General features: G+C 65.5%; 19 protein-coding genes. 14 read left to right on the top strand and 5 right to left on the bottom strand.

Annotation, left to right across the window (positions count from 1 at the left end):
• Positions 1–61 precede the first annotated feature (61 nt).
• The 6 genes from WDA27_05940 to WDA27_05915 all read left to right on the top strand — a co-directional run bounded on the left by WDA27_05940 (position 62) and on the right by WDA27_05915 (position 5,132).
• Positions 62–520, top strand: coding sequence for a hypothetical protein (locus WDA27_05940; protein ID MFA5890475.1), 459 nt, complete (start codon positions 62–64; stop codon positions 518–520).
• 126 nt (positions 521–646) lie between these two features.
• Positions 647–1,117 (top strand): hypothetical protein, encoded by a 471-nt coding sequence (locus WDA27_05935; protein ID MFA5890474.1) that lies wholly within the window; start codon positions 647–649, stop codon positions 1,115–1,117.
• A 103-nt stretch (positions 1,118–1,220) separates the two neighbouring features.
• Positions 1,221–2,378 (top strand): thiolase family protein, encoded by a 1,158-nt coding sequence (locus WDA27_05930; protein ID MFA5890473.1) that lies wholly within the window; start codon positions 1,221–1,223, stop codon positions 2,376–2,378.
• Positions 2,379–2,391: 13 nt separating this feature from the next.
• A complete protein-coding gene (locus WDA27_05925; protein MFA5890472.1) occupies positions 2,392–2,817 on the top strand; it encodes an OB-fold domain-containing protein in 426 nt (141 codons plus the stop codon).
• A gap of 8 nt (positions 2,818–2,825) precedes the next feature.
• Positions 2,826–3,980, top strand: a complete 1,155-nt coding sequence (locus WDA27_05920; GenBank protein ID MFA5890471.1) for an acyl-CoA dehydrogenase family protein — start codon at positions 2,826–2,828, stop codon at positions 3,978–3,980.
• A complete protein-coding gene (locus WDA27_05915) occupies positions 3,981–5,132 on the top strand; it encodes an acyl-CoA dehydrogenase family protein (GenBank protein MFA5890470.1) in 1,152 nt (383 codons plus the stop codon).
• Positions 5,133–5,159: 27 nt separating this feature from the next.
• On the opposite strand, the gene WDA27_05910 is transcribed toward WDA27_05915, so the two are convergent.
• Both WDA27_05910 and WDA27_05905 read right to left on the bottom strand, forming a co-directional pair.
• Positions 5,160–5,867, bottom strand: coding sequence for a peptidase E (locus tag WDA27_05910; GenBank protein ID MFA5890469.1), 708 nt, complete (start codon positions 5,865–5,867; stop codon positions 5,160–5,162).
• 32 nt (positions 5,868–5,899) lie between these two features.
• The gene (locus WDA27_05905) at positions 5,900–7,252 is read right to left on the bottom strand and encodes a hypothetical protein (protein MFA5890468.1); all 1,353 of its coding nucleotides are present in this window, start codon (positions 7,250–7,252) and stop codon (positions 5,900–5,902) included.
• 136 nt (positions 7,253–7,388) lie between these two features.
• Between WDA27_05905 and WDA27_05900 the strand changes: the two genes are divergently transcribed.
• The 4 genes from WDA27_05900 to WDA27_05885 are packed head-to-tail and all read left to right on the top strand — an operon-like array spanning position 7,389 to position 11,096.
• The gene (locus WDA27_05900) at positions 7,389–7,970 is read left to right on the top strand and encodes a DUF2889 domain-containing protein (protein ID MFA5890467.1); all 582 of its coding nucleotides are present in this window, start codon (positions 7,389–7,391) and stop codon (positions 7,968–7,970) included.
• 11 nt (positions 7,971–7,981) lie between these two features.
• Positions 7,982–8,977: an NAD(P)-dependent oxidoreductase gene (locus WDA27_05895; GenBank protein ID MFA5890466.1), complete on the top strand. Its 996-nt coding sequence runs from the start codon at positions 7,982–7,984 to the stop codon at positions 8,975–8,977.
• Positions 8,974–10,440, top strand: coding sequence for an FGGY-family carbohydrate kinase (locus WDA27_05890; GenBank protein ID MFA5890465.1), 1,467 nt, complete (start codon positions 8,974–8,976; stop codon positions 10,438–10,440). Before WDA27_05895 ends, WDA27_05890 begins: the two co-directional genes overlap by 4 nt.
• A 14-nt stretch (positions 10,441–10,454) precedes the next feature.
• Entirely contained in the window at positions 10,455–11,096 is a 642-nt protein-coding gene (locus tag WDA27_05885; GenBank protein MFA5890464.1) for a class II aldolase/adducin family protein, read from the top strand.
• Positions 11,097–11,115: 19 nt separating this feature from the next.
• On the opposite strand, the gene WDA27_05880 is transcribed toward WDA27_05885, so the two are convergent.
• Together WDA27_05880 and WDA27_05875 are read right to left on the bottom strand one after the other, a co-directional pair.
• A complete protein-coding gene (locus tag WDA27_05880) occupies positions 11,116–12,111 on the bottom strand; it encodes a lysophospholipid acyltransferase family protein (protein ID MFA5890463.1) in 996 nt (331 codons plus the stop codon).
• Positions 12,111–12,926, bottom strand: a complete 816-nt coding sequence (locus WDA27_05875; GenBank protein MFA5890462.1) for an alpha/beta fold hydrolase — start codon at positions 12,924–12,926, stop codon at positions 12,111–12,113. Before WDA27_05875 ends, WDA27_05880 begins: the two co-directional genes overlap by 1 nt.
• Positions 12,927–12,999: 73 nt before the next feature.
• On the opposite strand from WDA27_05875, the gene WDA27_05870 reads away from it, so the two are divergent.
• The 4 genes from WDA27_05870 (at position 13,000) to WDA27_05855 (ending at position 16,251) form a co-directional block, all read left to right on the top strand.
• A complete protein-coding gene (locus tag WDA27_05870) occupies positions 13,000–13,827 on the top strand; it encodes a DegV family protein (GenBank protein ID MFA5890461.1) in 828 nt (275 codons plus the stop codon).
• Positions 13,828–13,872: 45 nt separating this feature from the next.
• Positions 13,873–15,108, top strand: coding sequence for an MFS transporter (locus WDA27_05865; GenBank protein MFA5890460.1), 1,236 nt, complete (start codon positions 13,873–13,875; stop codon positions 15,106–15,108).
• A gap of 77 nt (positions 15,109–15,185) precedes the next feature.
• On the top strand, positions 15,186–15,695 hold the full coding sequence (locus tag WDA27_05860) for a hypothetical protein (protein MFA5890459.1): 510 nt from the start codon (positions 15,186–15,188) through the stop codon (positions 15,693–15,695).
• Between the two features lie 58 nt (positions 15,696–15,753).
• Entirely contained in the window at positions 15,754–16,251 is a 498-nt protein-coding gene (locus tag WDA27_05855) for a hypothetical protein (GenBank protein ID MFA5890458.1), read from the top strand.
• 13 nt (positions 16,252–16,264) lie between these two features.
• Here the strand turns inward: WDA27_05855 and WDA27_05850 are convergent, their stop codons facing one another.
• Entirely contained in the window at positions 16,265–17,053 is a 789-nt protein-coding gene (locus WDA27_05850) for an enoyl-CoA hydratase-related protein (GenBank protein MFA5890457.1), read from the bottom strand.
• Between the last annotated feature and the right edge of the window lie 86 nt (positions 17,054–17,139).

Below are 17,139 nucleotides of genomic sequence, written 5' to 3'. Positions count from 1 at the left end.
CCCCAACGCAGAACTGGAGCGGTCGATCGCAACACGCGACGCCGCGCAGGAGGTAAGAGCTGTGAAGATTTCGAGACCAGCGCTCGCTGTGATCGCCGCGACAGTCGCCGCGCTGTCCTTCGGTGCCGGGCACGCCGAGCCGTCCAATTCGTGTGACGCAGGACCTCTCGCTGCCGGCCCGCCCGTCGGCGTCGGAGTGGGACAGGCCGATGAGGATCTGATTGTGTGCAACAACGGTACGGCCGTTCCGGCCCCCGCCAAGGGCGCCGTGACGTTCCACGGCGACTCCGAAGGCCAAAGCGGCTACATCGAAGTGGACGGTGACTCCGACAACACCGGTGGACCCGCATGCATGGACGGGTTTGTCCGCGTAGCGGTGGACGGAGCGGGATACCACTTCACCCAGTCCCCCGACGGCGACTTCGACGACAACGACCCCAGCGAGCCGAGTGCTCAGCGGTCGGAGGAGCAGGAGCCGGATGTCTGGGCGCAAGAGATCGCCGCGAACTGCGCTTCGTAGTTGAGAAGGAGAACGGCGGGCAGGAGCGAACTGATTTGAAGCGGTACGCACAGCGGGTGGCGGCAACCGGCGCCCCCCCAATCGAGAAGCGACGGGCGATGCTCTCTCGCCCGAAGGAGGCAAGGTATGAGCAAGGCAAGAATGGCGCTTGGTCTCACCGCGGCGATTGTCGCCGCGCTTTCGTTCGGCTCGGCCGGTGCGACTGAGCCATCCGGGACCTGTGCGGGAGAGGCTGTGACCCCGGTGAACCCGACCGGCACGATCGTTGCGGCGAAGTCCAACGGCACCAACAACGGTGGGTCGCTGCAGGTTTGCAACGACGGCACCATTGTCGGCAAGACGGTTCCGATCCCGGCTAAGGGCAAGGCGACCGTCAGCGTTAGCCTTGTCAGTGGCAGCGAGAACGGCTACATCGAGATCGACGGCGACAGCGACAACGACGGAGGCGGCGACTCCTGCCTCGACGGTTACGACCGAGTGGCCGGTAACTCGGACGGCCCGGCCTTCTACGATCACTCCGGCGGCGGTTACAACTCCGCGCACAAGACCGACGCTCAGGGGTTCGCGCAGCACAACGCGGACAACTGCGCTCCGTAGAGCGGATTGCGCAATGGCGGGGGCCTTCGGGCCCTCGCTTTGTTGTTGGCCTTCACGCGGGCAGAACTGACACCGGCGCGCGCCCGCTTTTACACTCGCCGCCATGAGTACCTCCGGCATGATTGCGATTGCCGGCGTTGGGACGACGCCGTTCGGGAAACTCCCCGGGCGGAGCGCATGGAGCCTTCAGGCGGAGGCGGTGCGCAACGCCGTGGCCGATGCCGGACTAACCAAAGATGACGTCGATGGCCTGTTCACCGAGCCGCAGTTCTCTGAGCCACTTCTTCTGCACGGGCACGTGCTCGGGAGAATGCTCGGCCTGAAGACCGACTACCTCTCAACAATCTCCATCGGCGGGGCGACCGCCATCACGCTCGTGCAACAAGCGGCGATGGCCATCTCGGCCGGACTGTGCGAGGTCGCCGTCTGCGTCTACGGCGAGAACGCCAAGACCGGCTTGCCGATGCTGTTCGGGCTTGCGCAGATGGGCCGGGGCCAGGCGGACGACATCGCCTACGGCATGGCCGGTGGTCCGGTGATGGAAGCGCGCAGCGCCATGCGGTACAAGCACGAGTACGCGGTGACCGACGAGATGTTCGGGGCGGTGGCGGTTTCGTTCCGTCATCACGCCACGATGAACCCGGCGGCGATGTACCGCGACCCGCTCACGATGGAGCAGTACCTCGCCTCGCGCATGGTGGCCGAGCCTTTGCGGGTGCTGGACTGCACGATCGGGGCCTCCGACGGCGGCGTCGCCATCGTCGTCACGAGCGCCGAGCGCGCGCGCGATCTGGCGAAGCCGCCGGTGCTTGTCGCCGGCATGGGTGCGGGGCACAACCTTGACGGCTTGAAGGATCCCGCGCATTACACGCACTTCGCAGGCGCGCGCTCCTCGCAGCGCGCGTACGCCATGGCCGGCATCGGCCCGCAAGATGTGGACGTAGCGCAGTTTTATGACTGCTTCACGTCCACGGTGCTGATCACCGTAGAGGATTACGGCTTCTGCAAGAAGGGCGAGGCGGGGCCGTTCGCACTCGACGGGAACCTGAAGGTCGGCGGGAGGTTGCCGACCAACACCTCGGGCGGGATGCTTTCGGAGGCGAACATGACGGGATGGAACCACTTGGCGGAAGGGGTGCGCCAGATCCGCGGGGAATGCGGCGCGCGCCAAGTGCCCGGCGCCGAGGTGTGCGTGGTGTCGGGCCACGGTGGGTTCCAGGCGGCGCACGCCACTTTGGTTCTGACCAAGGGGGGGCGCTGAGATGTCCCACACCATGACCGAACTCGTCGTGGGAACGACGCCCGTGGTGATCGAAGAGACGCGTGGGTTCTGGGAGGGCACGCTGGTCGGCGAACTTCGCGTGCAGAGATGCACGGCCTGTGGCGCGCGCCAACTCCCGGGCGGACCTTGCTGTTCGTCATGCTGGTCGCGGGATCTCGTCTGGGAAGCCGTCTCCGGTTGTGGGACCGTGTTCAGTTTTACGGTCGTGCGTCACGCGTTTCATCCGTCCTTCGCAGACCGGGTTCCGTACGTCCTTGCCGACATCCGCTTGGACGAAGGTCCCATCTTGACCAGCAACGTCACCGACGTCGCAGTGGAAGAAGTTCGAATCGGAATGCCGGTTCGCGTGTGGTTCGACGAGCCCATCGAAGACGCGTTCCACACCCCGCTCGCACTCCCGAAGTTCCGTCCTGAATAGGAGAGCCAATGGATTTCAGCTTTACGAAGGAACAGGAAGCCTTTCGCGAGATGATTCGCGACTTCATCAAGCGTGAGTGCCCGCCGGATCTGGATCGCCGTCTGGACGACGAGCAGCGCTACCCGATTGAACTAACGCCGAAGGTTGTCGAGACCGGTCTGCTCGGTCTGCCGTTCGCTGAGAAGTACGGGGGCTCCGGCGGCGGAGTGATGGAGTTCGTCATCGCTGCGGAGGAACTTGCGTACGGCAGCGCCGCTGTCGCGTCGGTGTTCATCCTGCCGGCATTCTTCGCCGGCGAGATGATCAACTTGAACGGTTCTGAAGAGCAGAAGGTCGAATGGCTGCCGCGCATCGCGCGCGGCGAGGTTCGTGGTTGTTTTGCTCTGACCGAGCCCAACGCCGGATCCGACGCCGTACATATCGAGGCGCGCGCGGTGGCCGACGGCGACGACTTCGTGATCAACGGCCAGAAGACCATGATCTCGGGTGTAGACGTCGCGACACACATGATGATTGCGACCAACACCGCTCCCGGTGGCGAGTACGGCGGGATGACCATCTTCATGGTCCCGATGGACACGCCGGGTATTCGCTACCGCCGGCTCGGAAAGATCGGATCCGAACTCATCGGCGCCTTCGAGGTCTTCCTCGACGATGTGCGCGTGCCCAGGGAAAACATCATGGGCGGACCCGAGATGTTCAATCAGGGTTGGATTCAACTGATGAGGCAGCTCGACCTCGAGCGCATCATGATCTCGGCGCAGTTCCTCGGGATTGCGGCGCGCGCCACCGACGACGCGCTCCGCTACGCCAAGGAGCGCAAGCAGTTCGGCAAGAAGATCGGCTCGTACCAGATGATCATGCAGATCCTGGCCGACATGACGATCGGCGTGCAGACCTCGAGGTTCATCACGTACTACGCCGCGTGGCTGAAGTCCAACGACATGCCCGGCGTGAACCTCGCGGCGTCGCAAGCAAAGGTCTACACGACTGAAACCGCGCGAAAGGTCTGCATCGACGGGATGCAGGTCATGGGCGGCTACGGCTACTTGCGTGAGTTCGATATGCAGCGATTCGTTCGGGACTCGCTGCTCGGTCCGATCGGCGGCGGGACGAACCAGATCCAGCGGCTGATCATCGGAAGAGAACTGGGGTTGATCTAGATGCACCACAACATTCAGCCGGAAATCCGCGAACTCGTCGCGGCCATCAAGATGTTCATTGAGCGCGAAGTGCATCCGCTCGAAGAAAAGCACCGCGACCTTCTCGCGCGCGGCGAGGTCGACCAAGAGGTGTTCGACATCTGCAAAGATGTCATGTTCAAGTCGATTGAGGCCGGGTTCTTCGCGATGTTCATGCCCGAAGAGGTCGGCGGCCAAGGCATCGGCGAGTACGAGATGTGCCTGGTCCGCGAGGAGGTGGCGCGCGGCAACAGCCACCTGTGCATGATGATGTTGGGGGAGTTGCCCTTCGGTCCCAACAAGATGATCGGGACGCTCTCCACCCCCGAGCAGCGTGAGAAGTACCTCCTGCCGCTCATGCGCGGTGAGAAGACGACCGGCATCGCGCTTACCGAACCCGATGCGGGCAGCGACCTGGCGGCGATTCGCACGATGGCTCGCAGGGTCGAAGGCGGGTTCATCCTCAACGGGTCCAAGCACTTCATTTCCAACGCTCCCTTCGCCGACTTCCTGCAGGTGATGGCGCGCGTCGAAGGTGAAGAGGGCGGCGGCTACTCGATGTTCCTGGTGGACAAGGATGCGTATCGCATCGGCCAGATCCAGCACTCGATGGGTGGGGACGACATCCAGTCCGAGGTCTTCTTCGACGACGCGTTCGTGCCCGAGTCGAGTTTGCTCGGTGAAGCCGGCAAGGCCTTCTACTACGCGATGCAGTTCCTCGGGAACGAACGCTTGACGATGGCGTCCCTGTCGATCGGGATGGCGGAACTGGCACTCAAGCACGCCAAGGAATACGCCAAGGATCGGATCGCCTTCGGAAAGCCGATCTACAACAACCAGGCCATCCAGTGGATGATCGCCGACTCCGAGACGGAGATCTATGCCGCGAGGGCAATGTGTTACGACGCCGCTCAGCGGGCCGATGCAGGAGAGGATGTCTTCAAGGAGATCTCGATGGTGAAGCTGTTTGCCACCGAGATGGTCGGGCGCGTCGCGGACCGCGCGGTTCAGATCTTCGGTGGTGCCGGCTACATGAAGGGCAACGTCGTCGAGCGGCTGTATCGCCTGGTGCGCGTGATGCGCATTGCCGGTGGATCGAGCGAAATCCAGCGCATGATCATCGCGAGGTCTTAGCGGTTCCGGGTGGGTCCGGCGCGCGCCTCAGCCGAGGAGGCGCGCGCGCAGCGGGGTCTCGACGACCTCATCCTCGGCGCGCGCAACGTGGTATGCGGTCGCTCCGCCGCGCGCGCTGACGACCTCGGCCGGCGAAGTTCCGTCGAAGCGGATCGCGGCGTCGTCGTCGACGGCGTAGCCTTCGGGGAATCCATCCGCGATCAGGGCGTGGTACAGGGGCCGACGCTGCACCTCGCCGTCGTAGTGCGGGCAGTGACTGCCGGGCAGGAACCCCAGCCCGTCGTGGAGCGGCGCGAGCCGGTCGAGGTTGAACGAGTCCGTCGTGCCGCACTCGAACCAACACAGCGAGCCGGCGCTGCCGCCGGCAAGCACGATGCCGGTTTCCCATGCTTCACGCAGGATCGCGTCGAGGCCGTGCGCGCGCCAGACGGCCAAAAGGTTGGCCGTATTCCCCCCGCCGACGAAGATCACGTCTTGCGCGAGCAGGTGCGCGCGTAGGTCATCGATCGTGCGCCGAAACAACGACACGTACGTTGGTTCGCAACGTACGGCCGGAAAACGATCATGGAACGTCACGATCGCTTCCAGCGCGTCGCCGCTCGCGGTCGGCAGGAAACACACCCTGGGGCGGGCCACTCCGCACAGGTTCAGCACGTAATCCAGGATCGGGTGAACCGCTGCGGCGTGCGGTCGCAGTCCACCGACGGCGACGATGGTCGGGCGCGGCGTTCTCACGCCGCTTGTATACCAGCCGGAAGAGCCCTGTATCAGGAGTCTGTGTCTGCGCAGGGGTCCGAGTTCACGATGTGTGCGACGTCGTCGCAGTAGTAGTCCGCTGTGCGATCCAAGTTCTTGAACGCGTACGCGTTCTTGTAGTAGATCGAGTAGCAGTTCGCCTCGCCGCCGCAGCTCGCGTTGCTGGGCGCCGTGTATGCCTTGGTCAGAAGGCGCGCGTCGGCGTCGGGGTCGTTCTTCAGGTACTTATCGAACCACGCCCACGTGTAGTGATCGACTATGGCGTTGCCCCAACTCGATGCCGCGACCGCGTAAGGGACGTAGGCCCACTCCATGTGCGTCGCCGCGCGCGTCGCGACTTGCATGGTGTCGATTCCGGCCGCGCGCCACTTCTCGAACGCGGTCTTCTTGGATTCAGGATCGGGCCGTTGAGGGTTGAAGGAGGGCTGCACGAAGGACTCGGCGTTCTGCCCCATCGCAGGAACGTGCGGCGTGTAGTCGGCATTGAGGTTGTCCCACGCCACGACGGTGCGGATGTGGCCGACGTTTTCCGTGTTGTACGCGGGGTCCTGCGCGAAACTGACGCCCTGGGCTCCGTAGGAATGCCCGGCCAGGCCGATGTTCGCTTTGTCGTCGGGCAGGTACTGCACCTGGTCCCAGAAGGGATTGAAGATGTCGTTGTGGGCGGCTGCGTCCTTCTCCTCGTACGCGTTCTTGTAGTGCAGGTCCGGGGTCGACAGCAGGAACGAGACCGCGTCGACGGTCGCGTGCAGGAAACCGATGTCCTGCTGCGAGGGGAATCCTTCATCTGTGGGCGTCTCGCTGTCGTCGTCTTCATGGCCGAAGGTCTCGGAACTGCCCTGACCCTGGGCATCGAACGTGAACACCATGTATCCGCGCTCGGCGAAGTTCTCGGCCGCCCACCAGTACATCGTTGCCGTCGCCTGAACGCTTCCCGGCGTGATCGAAATCACCGGGAACGGTCCGGTTCCCTCGGGACGCCATACCTGACCCTTGAGCACGGCGCCGGTGCGCGCGCGGAACTTGACGTCGCGAACCAAGTTCGCGGCCTTCATCTCGCGGTACTTCGTCCAGTAGTCGGGGTTCGCAGTGTCCCACCCCGGGGCCAAGGTTCCTGGGGTGATCGCCGGGTGTGTCGGGTCAAGCAACTGTGCCAGGAGCGCCTCGGTGTGATGCTGGGTCGTCTCCTGCTGCACGCGGAGGAAGAACTCGGGATCGCTCACTTGCTCGCCGTTGCGTCCCATCGACTGCTGCATGTTCTTGAGGTCGGTGGCGGCGTAGTCCGGGTCGCTGTAGTCGTTGCCTTGTGCCGGAGCGATCGCGGTTGTGGCGATCACGGCGACCAGCGCGACCAGCGCGAGCATTCGGTTTCGCATTACGTCCTCCCGTGCGTCGGCTCTCGGGCATTCACTTCGACGTGCGCGCGTCGGGTCCTGCCTGCCGCGCGCACGGCCCGGCACGCTACCATCGGCCGGCCTGAATACAGAAGGACGGGTGGGAATGGACGGACAATTCGAACCGCGATGGACGGACGCGTCGGAAAGCTCCGCCGGAGTTTCGGCGGAGTACGAGCGGCTTGCGGCGGGGGTCGGTCGGGAACCGGCGCGCTTTGCCCGTGACGTGCGAACTCGGGTGCACCGGCATGACGGCGGGTCGACCCTGATCTGCGAACTGGACGACGACTTCCACTCAATCCGCGTCGCGGTGCGGCTGGACCCGAGCGGCACGATTCTCGCCTCGGCGGGGCAGATCGCGCGCGCGCCCTACGCCGTGTGCCCGCGCGCGCTGGACTCCCTGGATTCCCTGGTCGGAGCCAACATCTTGGCGCCCGGGATTCGGAGTCTGCTTCGCGATCGCATTCCCCGCGCGGACGGCTGCATTCACCTTTCGGACATGCTGGCGGCGGCGTTTCACGTGTACCGCATTTCGATAGGCCACGACATGCCCCGCGACATCGACGATCGGATGCGGCGCGCGTTGCTCAAGACCCTGCCGCTTATGCGGGATTCGTGTATCGCCTTTGCCGTCGACCGGCAGGCGGCACATCGGCCTGCCGACACGACCGATTCGCCGACCCGGTAAACTGCCGCGCTATGAAGATCCTGTCGCTAGCCCCGCTCGCCGGCCCCGGACTCAAGATTCTCGAGTCGCTTGGCGAGGTCACCGTAGATCCCTGGATCGACCAGGTTCCCATCAAGCTGCACGCCGCCCATGAACTCATTCCCAGGCTCGAGGGCGTAGAGATCCTGATAGTCGAGGCCGATTTCCTGTCGGCCGAAGTGCTCGACGGGTCGAGTCTTCGGTTCCTCGGTGTCTGCCGAGGCGACCCCAACAACGTTGACGTCGCCGCCGCGACGCGCAACGGCATCGTCGTCATTCGCACTCCCGGCCGCAATGCGGTCGCGGTGGCGGAACTGACCATCGGATTCATGTACTCCCTGCTCCGCTCGATCGTCGCCGCCGACGACGACATTCGTGCCGGGCGTTGGGTCGTCGACGGTCGCATTCCGCAGCAGCGCTACAAGGGCCACGAACTCGCCGGTTCAACCGTCGGTCTAGTCGGCCTCGGTGCGGTCGCTCGCGTGGTCGCCAAGATCCTGCAGGCCACCGGTTCGCGCGTTCTTGCCTACGATCCCTTCGTTCCCGCCGAGGACGTCCGTGCCCTCGGAATCGAGCCCATTGCCGACCTCGGTGACCTGATGGAGGCCTCCGACATCATCAGCGTGCACGCTCCGTTGAACGCGGCAACGCGCGGGATGATCGGGGAGGCGGAGTTTGCGCGCGTGCGCCCCGGTTCCTACTACGTCAACACAGCGCGCTACGGCATCGCCCAGGAGGAGCCGCTCTTGGCGGCGCTTCGCGACGGCCGCTTTGCCGGAGCCGCCTTGGACCACTTCGAGCACGAGTACCTGGCACCGGATCATCCGCTGGTGTCGATGCCGAACGTCGTGCTGACGCCGCACATCGGCGGTGCGACCATCGAGACGATCCAGAACCACACTTCGCAGATCGCTGAAGGGATCCGTGACGTCCTTGCCGGCGGGATGCCGGACTCGGTCGTCAATCCTGAGGCAGCGCAGCAGGCGTGACCCTGTTCGCAGGGATCGACATCGCTACCAGCGGGTGTCGTTGTCTCGTCGTGGATCAAGGCGGACGCCGTGTTGCGCTGGGATCTCGTCGGTGGACGTACGCAGCCGACGAGTCGGGGTTTCCGATGCTCGATCCCGAGCGGGCTTCGGCGGCGCTCGCCGAGGCAACCGCCGAGGCCTTGTCGTCGTGCGATCGAACGGAGATCGCGGCGGTAGGTGTGACTGCTCAGCGTTCCGGAGTCGTACTGCTGGACGCCGACGGACGCGAGATCTTCAGCGGACCCAACGCCGACGGGCGCGCGATTATGGAAGGGCTCGCGCAAGAACGTGAACATGGGCCGCTGATCTACCGCACGGCCGGCCGTCTGCCCGCGATGCTGTATTTCCCGGCACGTCTGGCGTGGATCCGCGCCAACCGACCGGAGGTCTTCGAGCGCGCACACGCCGCGCTTTCGTTCAGCGACTGGGTAGTGTGGCGGCTCACCGGGGAGGTGTCCACCGACCCGACGCAGGCTGCCGAGATGCTCGTCTACGACGTGTCGGCCGGCGCTTGGAGTCCGGAGCTGATTTCGGCGCTGGAAGTACCGGCTGCCCTGTTGCCGCGGATCGTGGTGCCGGGAACTGCAGCGGGTTCGGTGAGAGGCGATGCTTTTGGGTTCTTGCCCGGCACTCCGGTTGTTCCGGCGGGGGCGGACACGCAGTGCGCGGCGCTCGGAATGGGCGTAGTGGAACCTGGTGATGCCATCGTCGTGGCTGGTACGACCATGTTGTGCGAGAAGATCGTCGATGCGCCGGTCTTGGATCCGGCCGGCAGACTTTGGACTTCGCCGCACGCGACGCCGGGTCGCTTCGTTCAGGAGGCCCACTGCGGAGAGTCCGGCGCAGCGGTTGATTGGACGGCAGGGTTGCTCGGCATCTCGGCCGATCAGATGGGGCGGGAGTCCGCCGACGGCGTCCCAGGGGCGGGAGGCGTCGGTTTCTTCGACTCCTTCCCGAGCAACGCGTCCGATTTCGGGCTGGTGCGAATGGGCGGCTGGCAGTTCCCGGTCCCGCTGCTCGCGCTCGGCAGGGGGCGTCCGGACGTGGCGCGCGCGGTGTTCGAGGGGATTGCCTTCGGCGCGTGCGCCGGCCTCGATTGGCTGTCCGAGGCCGGCGGCGAGCCTGCGTCCCTGTCGGTGTGCGGCGGCGTATCCCGGGCCGAGACCTTCGTCGCCACGCTCGCCGGAGTCGCCGGGCGGGAGGTGCGCGTCGCCAACGAAGAGCACTCCTCAGGATTGGGAGCCGCGATCGCGGCAGCGGCGGACCATTTTGGGGGTGTGAAAGAGGCAGCGGATGCCATGTGCGATCGCGGGCGCCGAGTCGCGCCTCGCGACGACGACGGCTACCCTTCCTTGTACGCCGCGTGGCGGGAACGTGCCGCCGTGATGGAAGCCTCCGCCACGCGTATTGGACAACTACTTTGAACGAGGTGTGCGTGATGAGGTATCCCGAGCAGCGCGAGCAGGTCGTCCGCTACGGCATCGAGATGGAATCGACCGGCCTGACGGTCGGCACCGCCGGCAACGTCAGTGTTCTCGTCGAAGACGGCATCATCATCTCGCCGTCGTCGATGGCCTATCGGGAGACCCGTCCCGAGGACACGATCCTGATGGACCTGGCGGGCAACGTGCTCGAGGGCGAGCGCATGCCGTCGGTCGAGCACAAGGTCCACTTGGCGATGTACAAGGCTCGTTCGGACGTCAAGGCAGTGATCCACGCGCACCCGACGGTTGCGACCGCGTTCGCGGCCGCGCGCATCGAGATTCCCGGGTTCCTCGACGAGTTCGGCGTGTACGTCGGCGACGCGGTTCGCGTCGCGGAGTACGCGATCTCCGGGACCGACGAGATCGCCGACAACGTCGCTCGGGCGATGGGCGAGACTTCGCACGCAGCCCTCATCGCTTCGCACGGCATGGTGTGCGTCGGCAAGGACCTCGCGTCGGCGTTCCACGTTTGCCAGCAGGTCGAGCGCACGGCGCTCATCTACGTTTACGCGAAGATGCTCGGGGGTCCGGTCGAGCTTCCGCAGTCCTCTAAGGACCTGTTCGCGCAAGTGTTCGCTTACAAGCGCACCGTCTAGACGTCGGCAAGACCGAGAGTCAGGAAAACGCCCCGCCGCGCCGGGCCAGGGTCTCGTACACGAGTGACTGGACGCGCGCGCGCACGTCGCGGGTGATCTCGTCGACTAAGCGCGCGTCCGCCGCCGCCTCGGGTCCGTAGTCGACGGTCGGCACGGGCTCGCCGAAGGCGATGACCCATTTGCTCGGCAATGGAATCGCTCCAAGCGGTCCGAGCAGCGGCCAGGTAGGGGTGATGGGGAAGTAGGGAAGTCGGAGCCGTTTGGCAAGGGACCCCAGATTCCCGATCATCGGGTAGGCCTCTTCGGCGCCGACGATCGCGGTTGGGATGATCGGCGCGCCGGTCTCCAGGCCTACGCGCACGAAACCGCCGCGGCCGAATCGCTGCAGGCGGTATCGCTCCGACCATCCCTTCCCGATTCCCTTGTACCCCTCGGGGAAGACGCCGACCAATTCGTTCGCGCGCAGCAACCCGACGGCTTCGGCGTGGTCGGCGCGAGCGTTCCCGGCCGCCCGCACGAATTCGCCGAATGCCGGGATGCGGAACGCCAGGTCGGCAGCGAGCATCCATAGGTTGCGACCGTGCTCCTTGAGCATCGCGACCTTTAGCATTGCGCCGTCCGCGGGAAGCATTCCCGAGTGGTTGGCGGCGATCAGCGCAGGGCCCGCAGTCGGGACGTTTTCGATGCCGCGGACCTCTACGCGCCACCACAGCGTGTAGAGCGGGAGCGCCCCCGGAAGGAGCATGCGAACGAGGTCTTCGTCGAACGCGTTACCCGGGCCGTTCGGCGATTCCTTGCGTCCTCCCGGAGTGTGCTTTCCTCCCGGAGTGTGCTTGGCGATCGTGCGCAGTGCCGCCGCGCGCCATTCTTCGAAGTCGGTACCGGCGCCGGATCCGGGCGTGATCGTGTGCGCGCGGCAGTATGGCGACCCGTGAGCCGCGCGTCGCGTGCAGGCCCTTGTTGGGGTAGCGCCCGCTTTCACGGCTCGACAGGCGGGCGTCTTGTCGTGGCCCATCAGCTGTCGCGCTCTTTGATGCGGGGCTGCTTCTTCGGGACTCCTGCTTTCCCCAGCAGTCCGCGCAAGGTGTCGCTGACCGTTTGGGCAAAGTGCGCAGGCTCGCTGAAGGGCCAGTCATGGTTGGGCGGGTGCGCGCCCGGCCACCCGTTGCCCTCACGGATGACGATGAGCTTGCACTCGAGCAGTTCCGCGGAACGGGTGCCGACGGCAAGCGGAAGCAGCGAGTCGTCCGCGGCCCAGACCACTGCGCGCGGCAGACCCATTTCGGCCAGCCGGCGCAACGTGCGTTCCTGACCCACGCCGACGAACCACCGAGCCGAACGCAGCAAACTCGGCAGGCCTCCAGGAGTTGTTGCGGCTCGCAGCAAGGCGCCCGCGGCGGGCAAGTTCGCGAGCCGGTAGTGCCCGCCGGGCATCACGATCTTGCCGATGCGCAGGCCTCCCAGTGAGACCAGGGGGGAGTCCGCCGCGACGAGAGCTGTGACGAACTCGGAGTGATCGACGGCCAACTCGGCTCCTATGGCGCCCCCGAAGGAGTGTCCGACGACCGGAGCGGGCTCGGCATCGACGCCGGCCATGGCCTCGGCGGCCATGTCGGCAGCCTGTTCGATCGACCAATGGTACGCGACGGTGAGGGTCGGAGCGCACACCCGCCAACCCAGAGCGGCGAGCGCGGTTAGCGTCGAGCGGTAGGCGCGCCCGGAAAGCCCCCAGCCATGCAACAGCAACAGCGGGGGTCCGTCACCGGCGACCCACACATCGACGGGCCGAGTGCGATGACGCAGGCGATAGCGCCGGACATCTTCCGTCATAGGGATGATCCTGACCGCTATCGTATATGGCCTGGGAGCAGCCGCTTGGCCCGTCGGGACGAGAGGGGAGATCATGCCGGTCGTCGTGATCACGGACTCCGCGGCGAATCTGCCGCTCGATCTGGTTGAGCAGCACAGGATCCGCGTTGTTCCGATGGTGCTGAAGTTCGGCGACCGACTGTTGCGCGACGGTGTGGATATCCCGCAGGGGAGCTTCTATGCGGCGCTCGTTGAAGAGCAGGTCCCGGTGTCCACATCCGCGCCGTCGGCGGGCGATTTCGGCGAAGCGTTCGAGCGCGCGCTCGGCTCGGCAGACGGAGCCGTGTGCGTGACGGTGGCTAGCTTCGTCAGCGCTTCGTTTGAAGCGGCGGCTGGAGCGGCGCGCGAGTTCGGCGGGCGGGTCCGCGTCGTGGACTCGAAGAGCGCGTCTTTGGGTGAGGGGTTTGCGGCGCTGGAGGGCGCGCGTTTGGCTGCTGGGGGTGCCGACTTGGACGCGGTGACAGCCCGGGCCCAGGACGTCGCCACGCGCGCCACGCTCGTCGCGACGATCAACACGTTCGAGTTCCTGCGCAAGACCGGCCGAGTGAACGCTTTGTTCGCGTACGCCGGTACCGCGCTCAACATCAAGCCGGTGTTCGCGTTTCGCGGTGGGAAGCTCGAACAACTGGGGAGGCCGCGCACGCGGGCGCGCGCGGTCGAGCGCATGATGGTCGAGGTGCGCGCGCCCGACGGTCTGCTTCACGTGGGAGTGGTCCACGCCGACTGCTCCGAGGAGGCCGATGTGTTGCGCGCGCAGATCGAGGACGAGGTTTCCACCGCCGAGATTCTGGTCAGCGAGTTCACGCCGCTCATGGGTGCGCACACCGGGCCCGGGGTTCTCGGAGTCGCGTTCTGGGGCTGAATCGGCCGGCCGCTCGGGTTCCCGTGCGCCGGTATCATGCCCTCCATGGTTGCGCACGATCGTGGACGCCCCGCGCCGATGGAACTTGGTTCCGCTCGATTTCGCGCCGTGATTGGGATGTCCCTGCTGATCATGATTGGCTTCGGGCTTATCGTTCCGTCGCTCCCCCAGTTCGTGCGCAGCCTCGGAGCCGGAGAGGCGGGTGTCGGAGTCGTCCTGTTCGCCTTCAGTCTGACGCGGCTGCTGGGGGACTTCGTTGCCGGACTACTGATCGATCAGCTCGGTGAGCGCCTCGTTACCGCCGCGGGCGCGGCGATCGTCGGTTTGTCGTCGATCGCTGCCGGGGCTGCTCGCACCTTCCCGCAGCTCGTCGTCTTGCGTGGGCTCGGTGGGTTCGGATCGGCGTTCTTCCTGGGGGGCTTGATGGCGTACCTGGTCGGGACGACGTTGCCCGCCGAGCGCGGGCGCGCGATGGGCATGTTCCAGGCATCCTTCGGGATGGGGTTCTTGATCGGACCGGCCGTCGGCGGCGTCATGATCGCGTTCACCCCGGTGAACGTTCCGCTCTACGTGTACGGGGTCATCTGCTTGTTGTGCGTGCCGCTGGTGTTGCGCGCGCTCGGGGGCGAGCACATCCCGGCAGAGGCGTTGACTGAGGCGCCCGACGTGGGCGAGGAGACCGTCCCGGCGTCGCGGATCCCCTCGTGGAGCCGCGTGCGACCGCTGCTTGCCCTGTCCGCCTATCGCGCCGCATTGGCGGCGAGCGCGCTGTTGTTCATCGTCAGCGCGGCGCAGCAGACGCTGCTTCCCAACTTCTGGCGTGATGTCTTGCACCAGAGCAAGGGATCCTCCGGCATTCCTTTCGCCATCACGGCGCTGTTTGGCCTGGCCGTCATCTGGCATGCCGGGTCACTCTCCGACCGGCGTGGCCGGAAGTTCACGCTGGTGCCGGCGGTTGCGGTGTGTGCGGTCGCCATCGGCGCCGCAGGCTTGTCCCACAATGCGATCGTCGTGGTCGCGCTCATGGCGGTAGTTGGAGCCGCGACCGGATACATGCGCCCCGGCCCGAGCGCGATGGTTGCGGATCTCGCCACGCCCGAAACGCGAGGTGCGGCAGTCAGCGGCTATCGGATCGCCGGGGACGTCGGGGCACTGGTCGGCCCGATCCTGGCCGGAGTCATGGCTCAGTACGTTTCGTTCCAGGCGGCGTTCCTTGCCGTCGGTGCCTTTGGGGTCGTCGTGTTCGTTATTGTCGTGCTCGCCGAGGAGACGCTTCCGTAATCGGCAGGAGTTCGCCCCTTGGATCTCGAACAAATGGGCAAGACCACGAGTTTGAAACGTCACAAAGGGGAACTTCCTTGCATAAACGGATAATCGCAACCGCCGCCGCTTTGGGGTTGGTTCTCGTCCTGGTTCCGGCGACTTCATCGGCGAGCAACTGCGGTGGCCACCAGTTGTTTATTCGTTCAGCAGCGCAGCAACTTCCGCCGAACCAGGCAGGGCAAACGGGTATGGTCAACCCGGGCTCGGTCGGGTGTGCGAATGCGGACGTCGAAGGCACCGTAGATACCGCATACTTGGTTCCCGGCGCCACGGTTCTTCAGGTTGTCGCGCTCAACTATCCGCAGGACTTCGACCACCGGCCCTTCGGCACCGCGACGATCAAGTTCAACACGACCCCCATTACGACGAGAAACATCACGTGGAAGTGGGACGCCGATGGCCTGAAGCCGGAATTCCGTTGGAACAGCCAGGTATTCACCATCCCCGCAGGAACGACAACGATCACGGCTTCGGCCAAACTGCAGCCGCAGGACCTCTACGTAGCTCCCCAGACACAGACGATCGTTTACCACGTCCTTAACTGAGGCGGCCTTCGCGAGCCGTCGTGCCCGAGAACCATATGGAGCTTGAAAGGTGATACCGATGAGAAACCGAATCGTCGTGGTGCTGGCGGCCGTTCTGGCTGTGGGTCTTGCGCCCGTAGCGTCTCATGCCGACCGCTGCGAGGACGGCGAACTCCTGCATGTCTACTCGTGGCTGGTCCCGACCGCCGTGTCGGAGCCGGCGGGCGCCAACCTCCGGGAGGATCTGGGGGCCGAGGGTTGCCGTCAGAGGACCGTCGATACGAACACCAACTACATCGCTCCGCTGACCGACAAGATCATGGTCGTTGCTGAGGTGGGTGGTCCGGCCTGCTATCCGGACTACAAGCCGACGTCTGGGACGATCCGCTTTGACTCCGCGCCGGCCAGGACGTTGTTTTGGAGTTGCGATGCCTCGTCCAAATGGTATGAGAGCCAGGACATTGACGTCCCGCCGGGTACGGCGACGATCACCGTGCGCGCGCTCCTGCAGCCGGACGACTTGCTCGAGCCCAAGAGGTCCTACTCGGTGGAATACACGACCACCGCAGTGATGTAGTCGGGTCGCGGTCTCAGCGGCCCTCGAAATTGGCCGCGCGCTTCTGAAGGAATGCCATGACGCCTTCGGTGCTGTCGGCTGTGTGGGCAACCGCGCGCTGCAGGTCCGCTTCGAAGTCCAGCGTGGCGTCCAGTCCGTGGCGAGACCCGAAGTGGAGTGCCTTCTTCGTGAGTCCGTGCGCGCGCGTCGGGCCGCGCGCCAGCCGTTCCGCGAAGGCGCGCGCCTCCTCGGCCAGGCGCGCCGAGGGGACGACTTTGGTGACGAGTCCGAGTCGCTCGGCTTCGGTCGCTCCTACTGTTTCCCCGAGCATCAGCAACTCTGCGGCCTTTCCGGCTCCGACCAATCGCGTGAGGAAGTAGTGTGCGCCGGCGTCGGCGATCAGGCCGATCCGAACAAAGGCCTGGAGGAACTCCGCGGAGTCGCCGGCGATGCGGAAATCGCACGCCAGCGCCAGCGAGCATCCGGCGCCGGCGGCGACGCCGTTCACCGCCGCAACGACCGGTTTCTCCATGCCGGCGATCGACCGAATGATCGGGTTGTAGCGCGTTCGAAGCACGGTGCCTAGGTCCATCGGGAAGCCGTCCGGGTTCAGTGGGATTTCCGACAAGTCCGCCCCCGAGCAGAATGCTCGTCCGGTGCCGGTGAGAAGGACGCAGCGTACGAAGGGACTGGTTGCGGCTTCGGCGAGCCGGTCGCGGAGTGCCGAAGCCAGTTCGGCATTGACTGCGTTGAGCTTGTCCGGACGATTCATCGTGATCGTCGCGACGCCCTCCGACGTCTCGTAGCGCAACGTTTCGCTCATCCTCGTCCTCCTCGCGTGGCCCCGGACCCCGGTCCCGAGCGGTTTATACTCTGGCCGACGATCCTCTGCTTGCCACTCAAGGTCCG

It is taken from the genome of Actinomycetota bacterium (assembly GCA_041658565.1).
Taxonomy (GTDB): Bacteria; Actinomycetota; AC-67; order AC-67; family AC-67; genus JBAZZY01.
The sequence above is the reverse complement of the archived record's forward strand: the minus strand, read 5'-3'. Positions and strand labels throughout refer to the sequence as shown.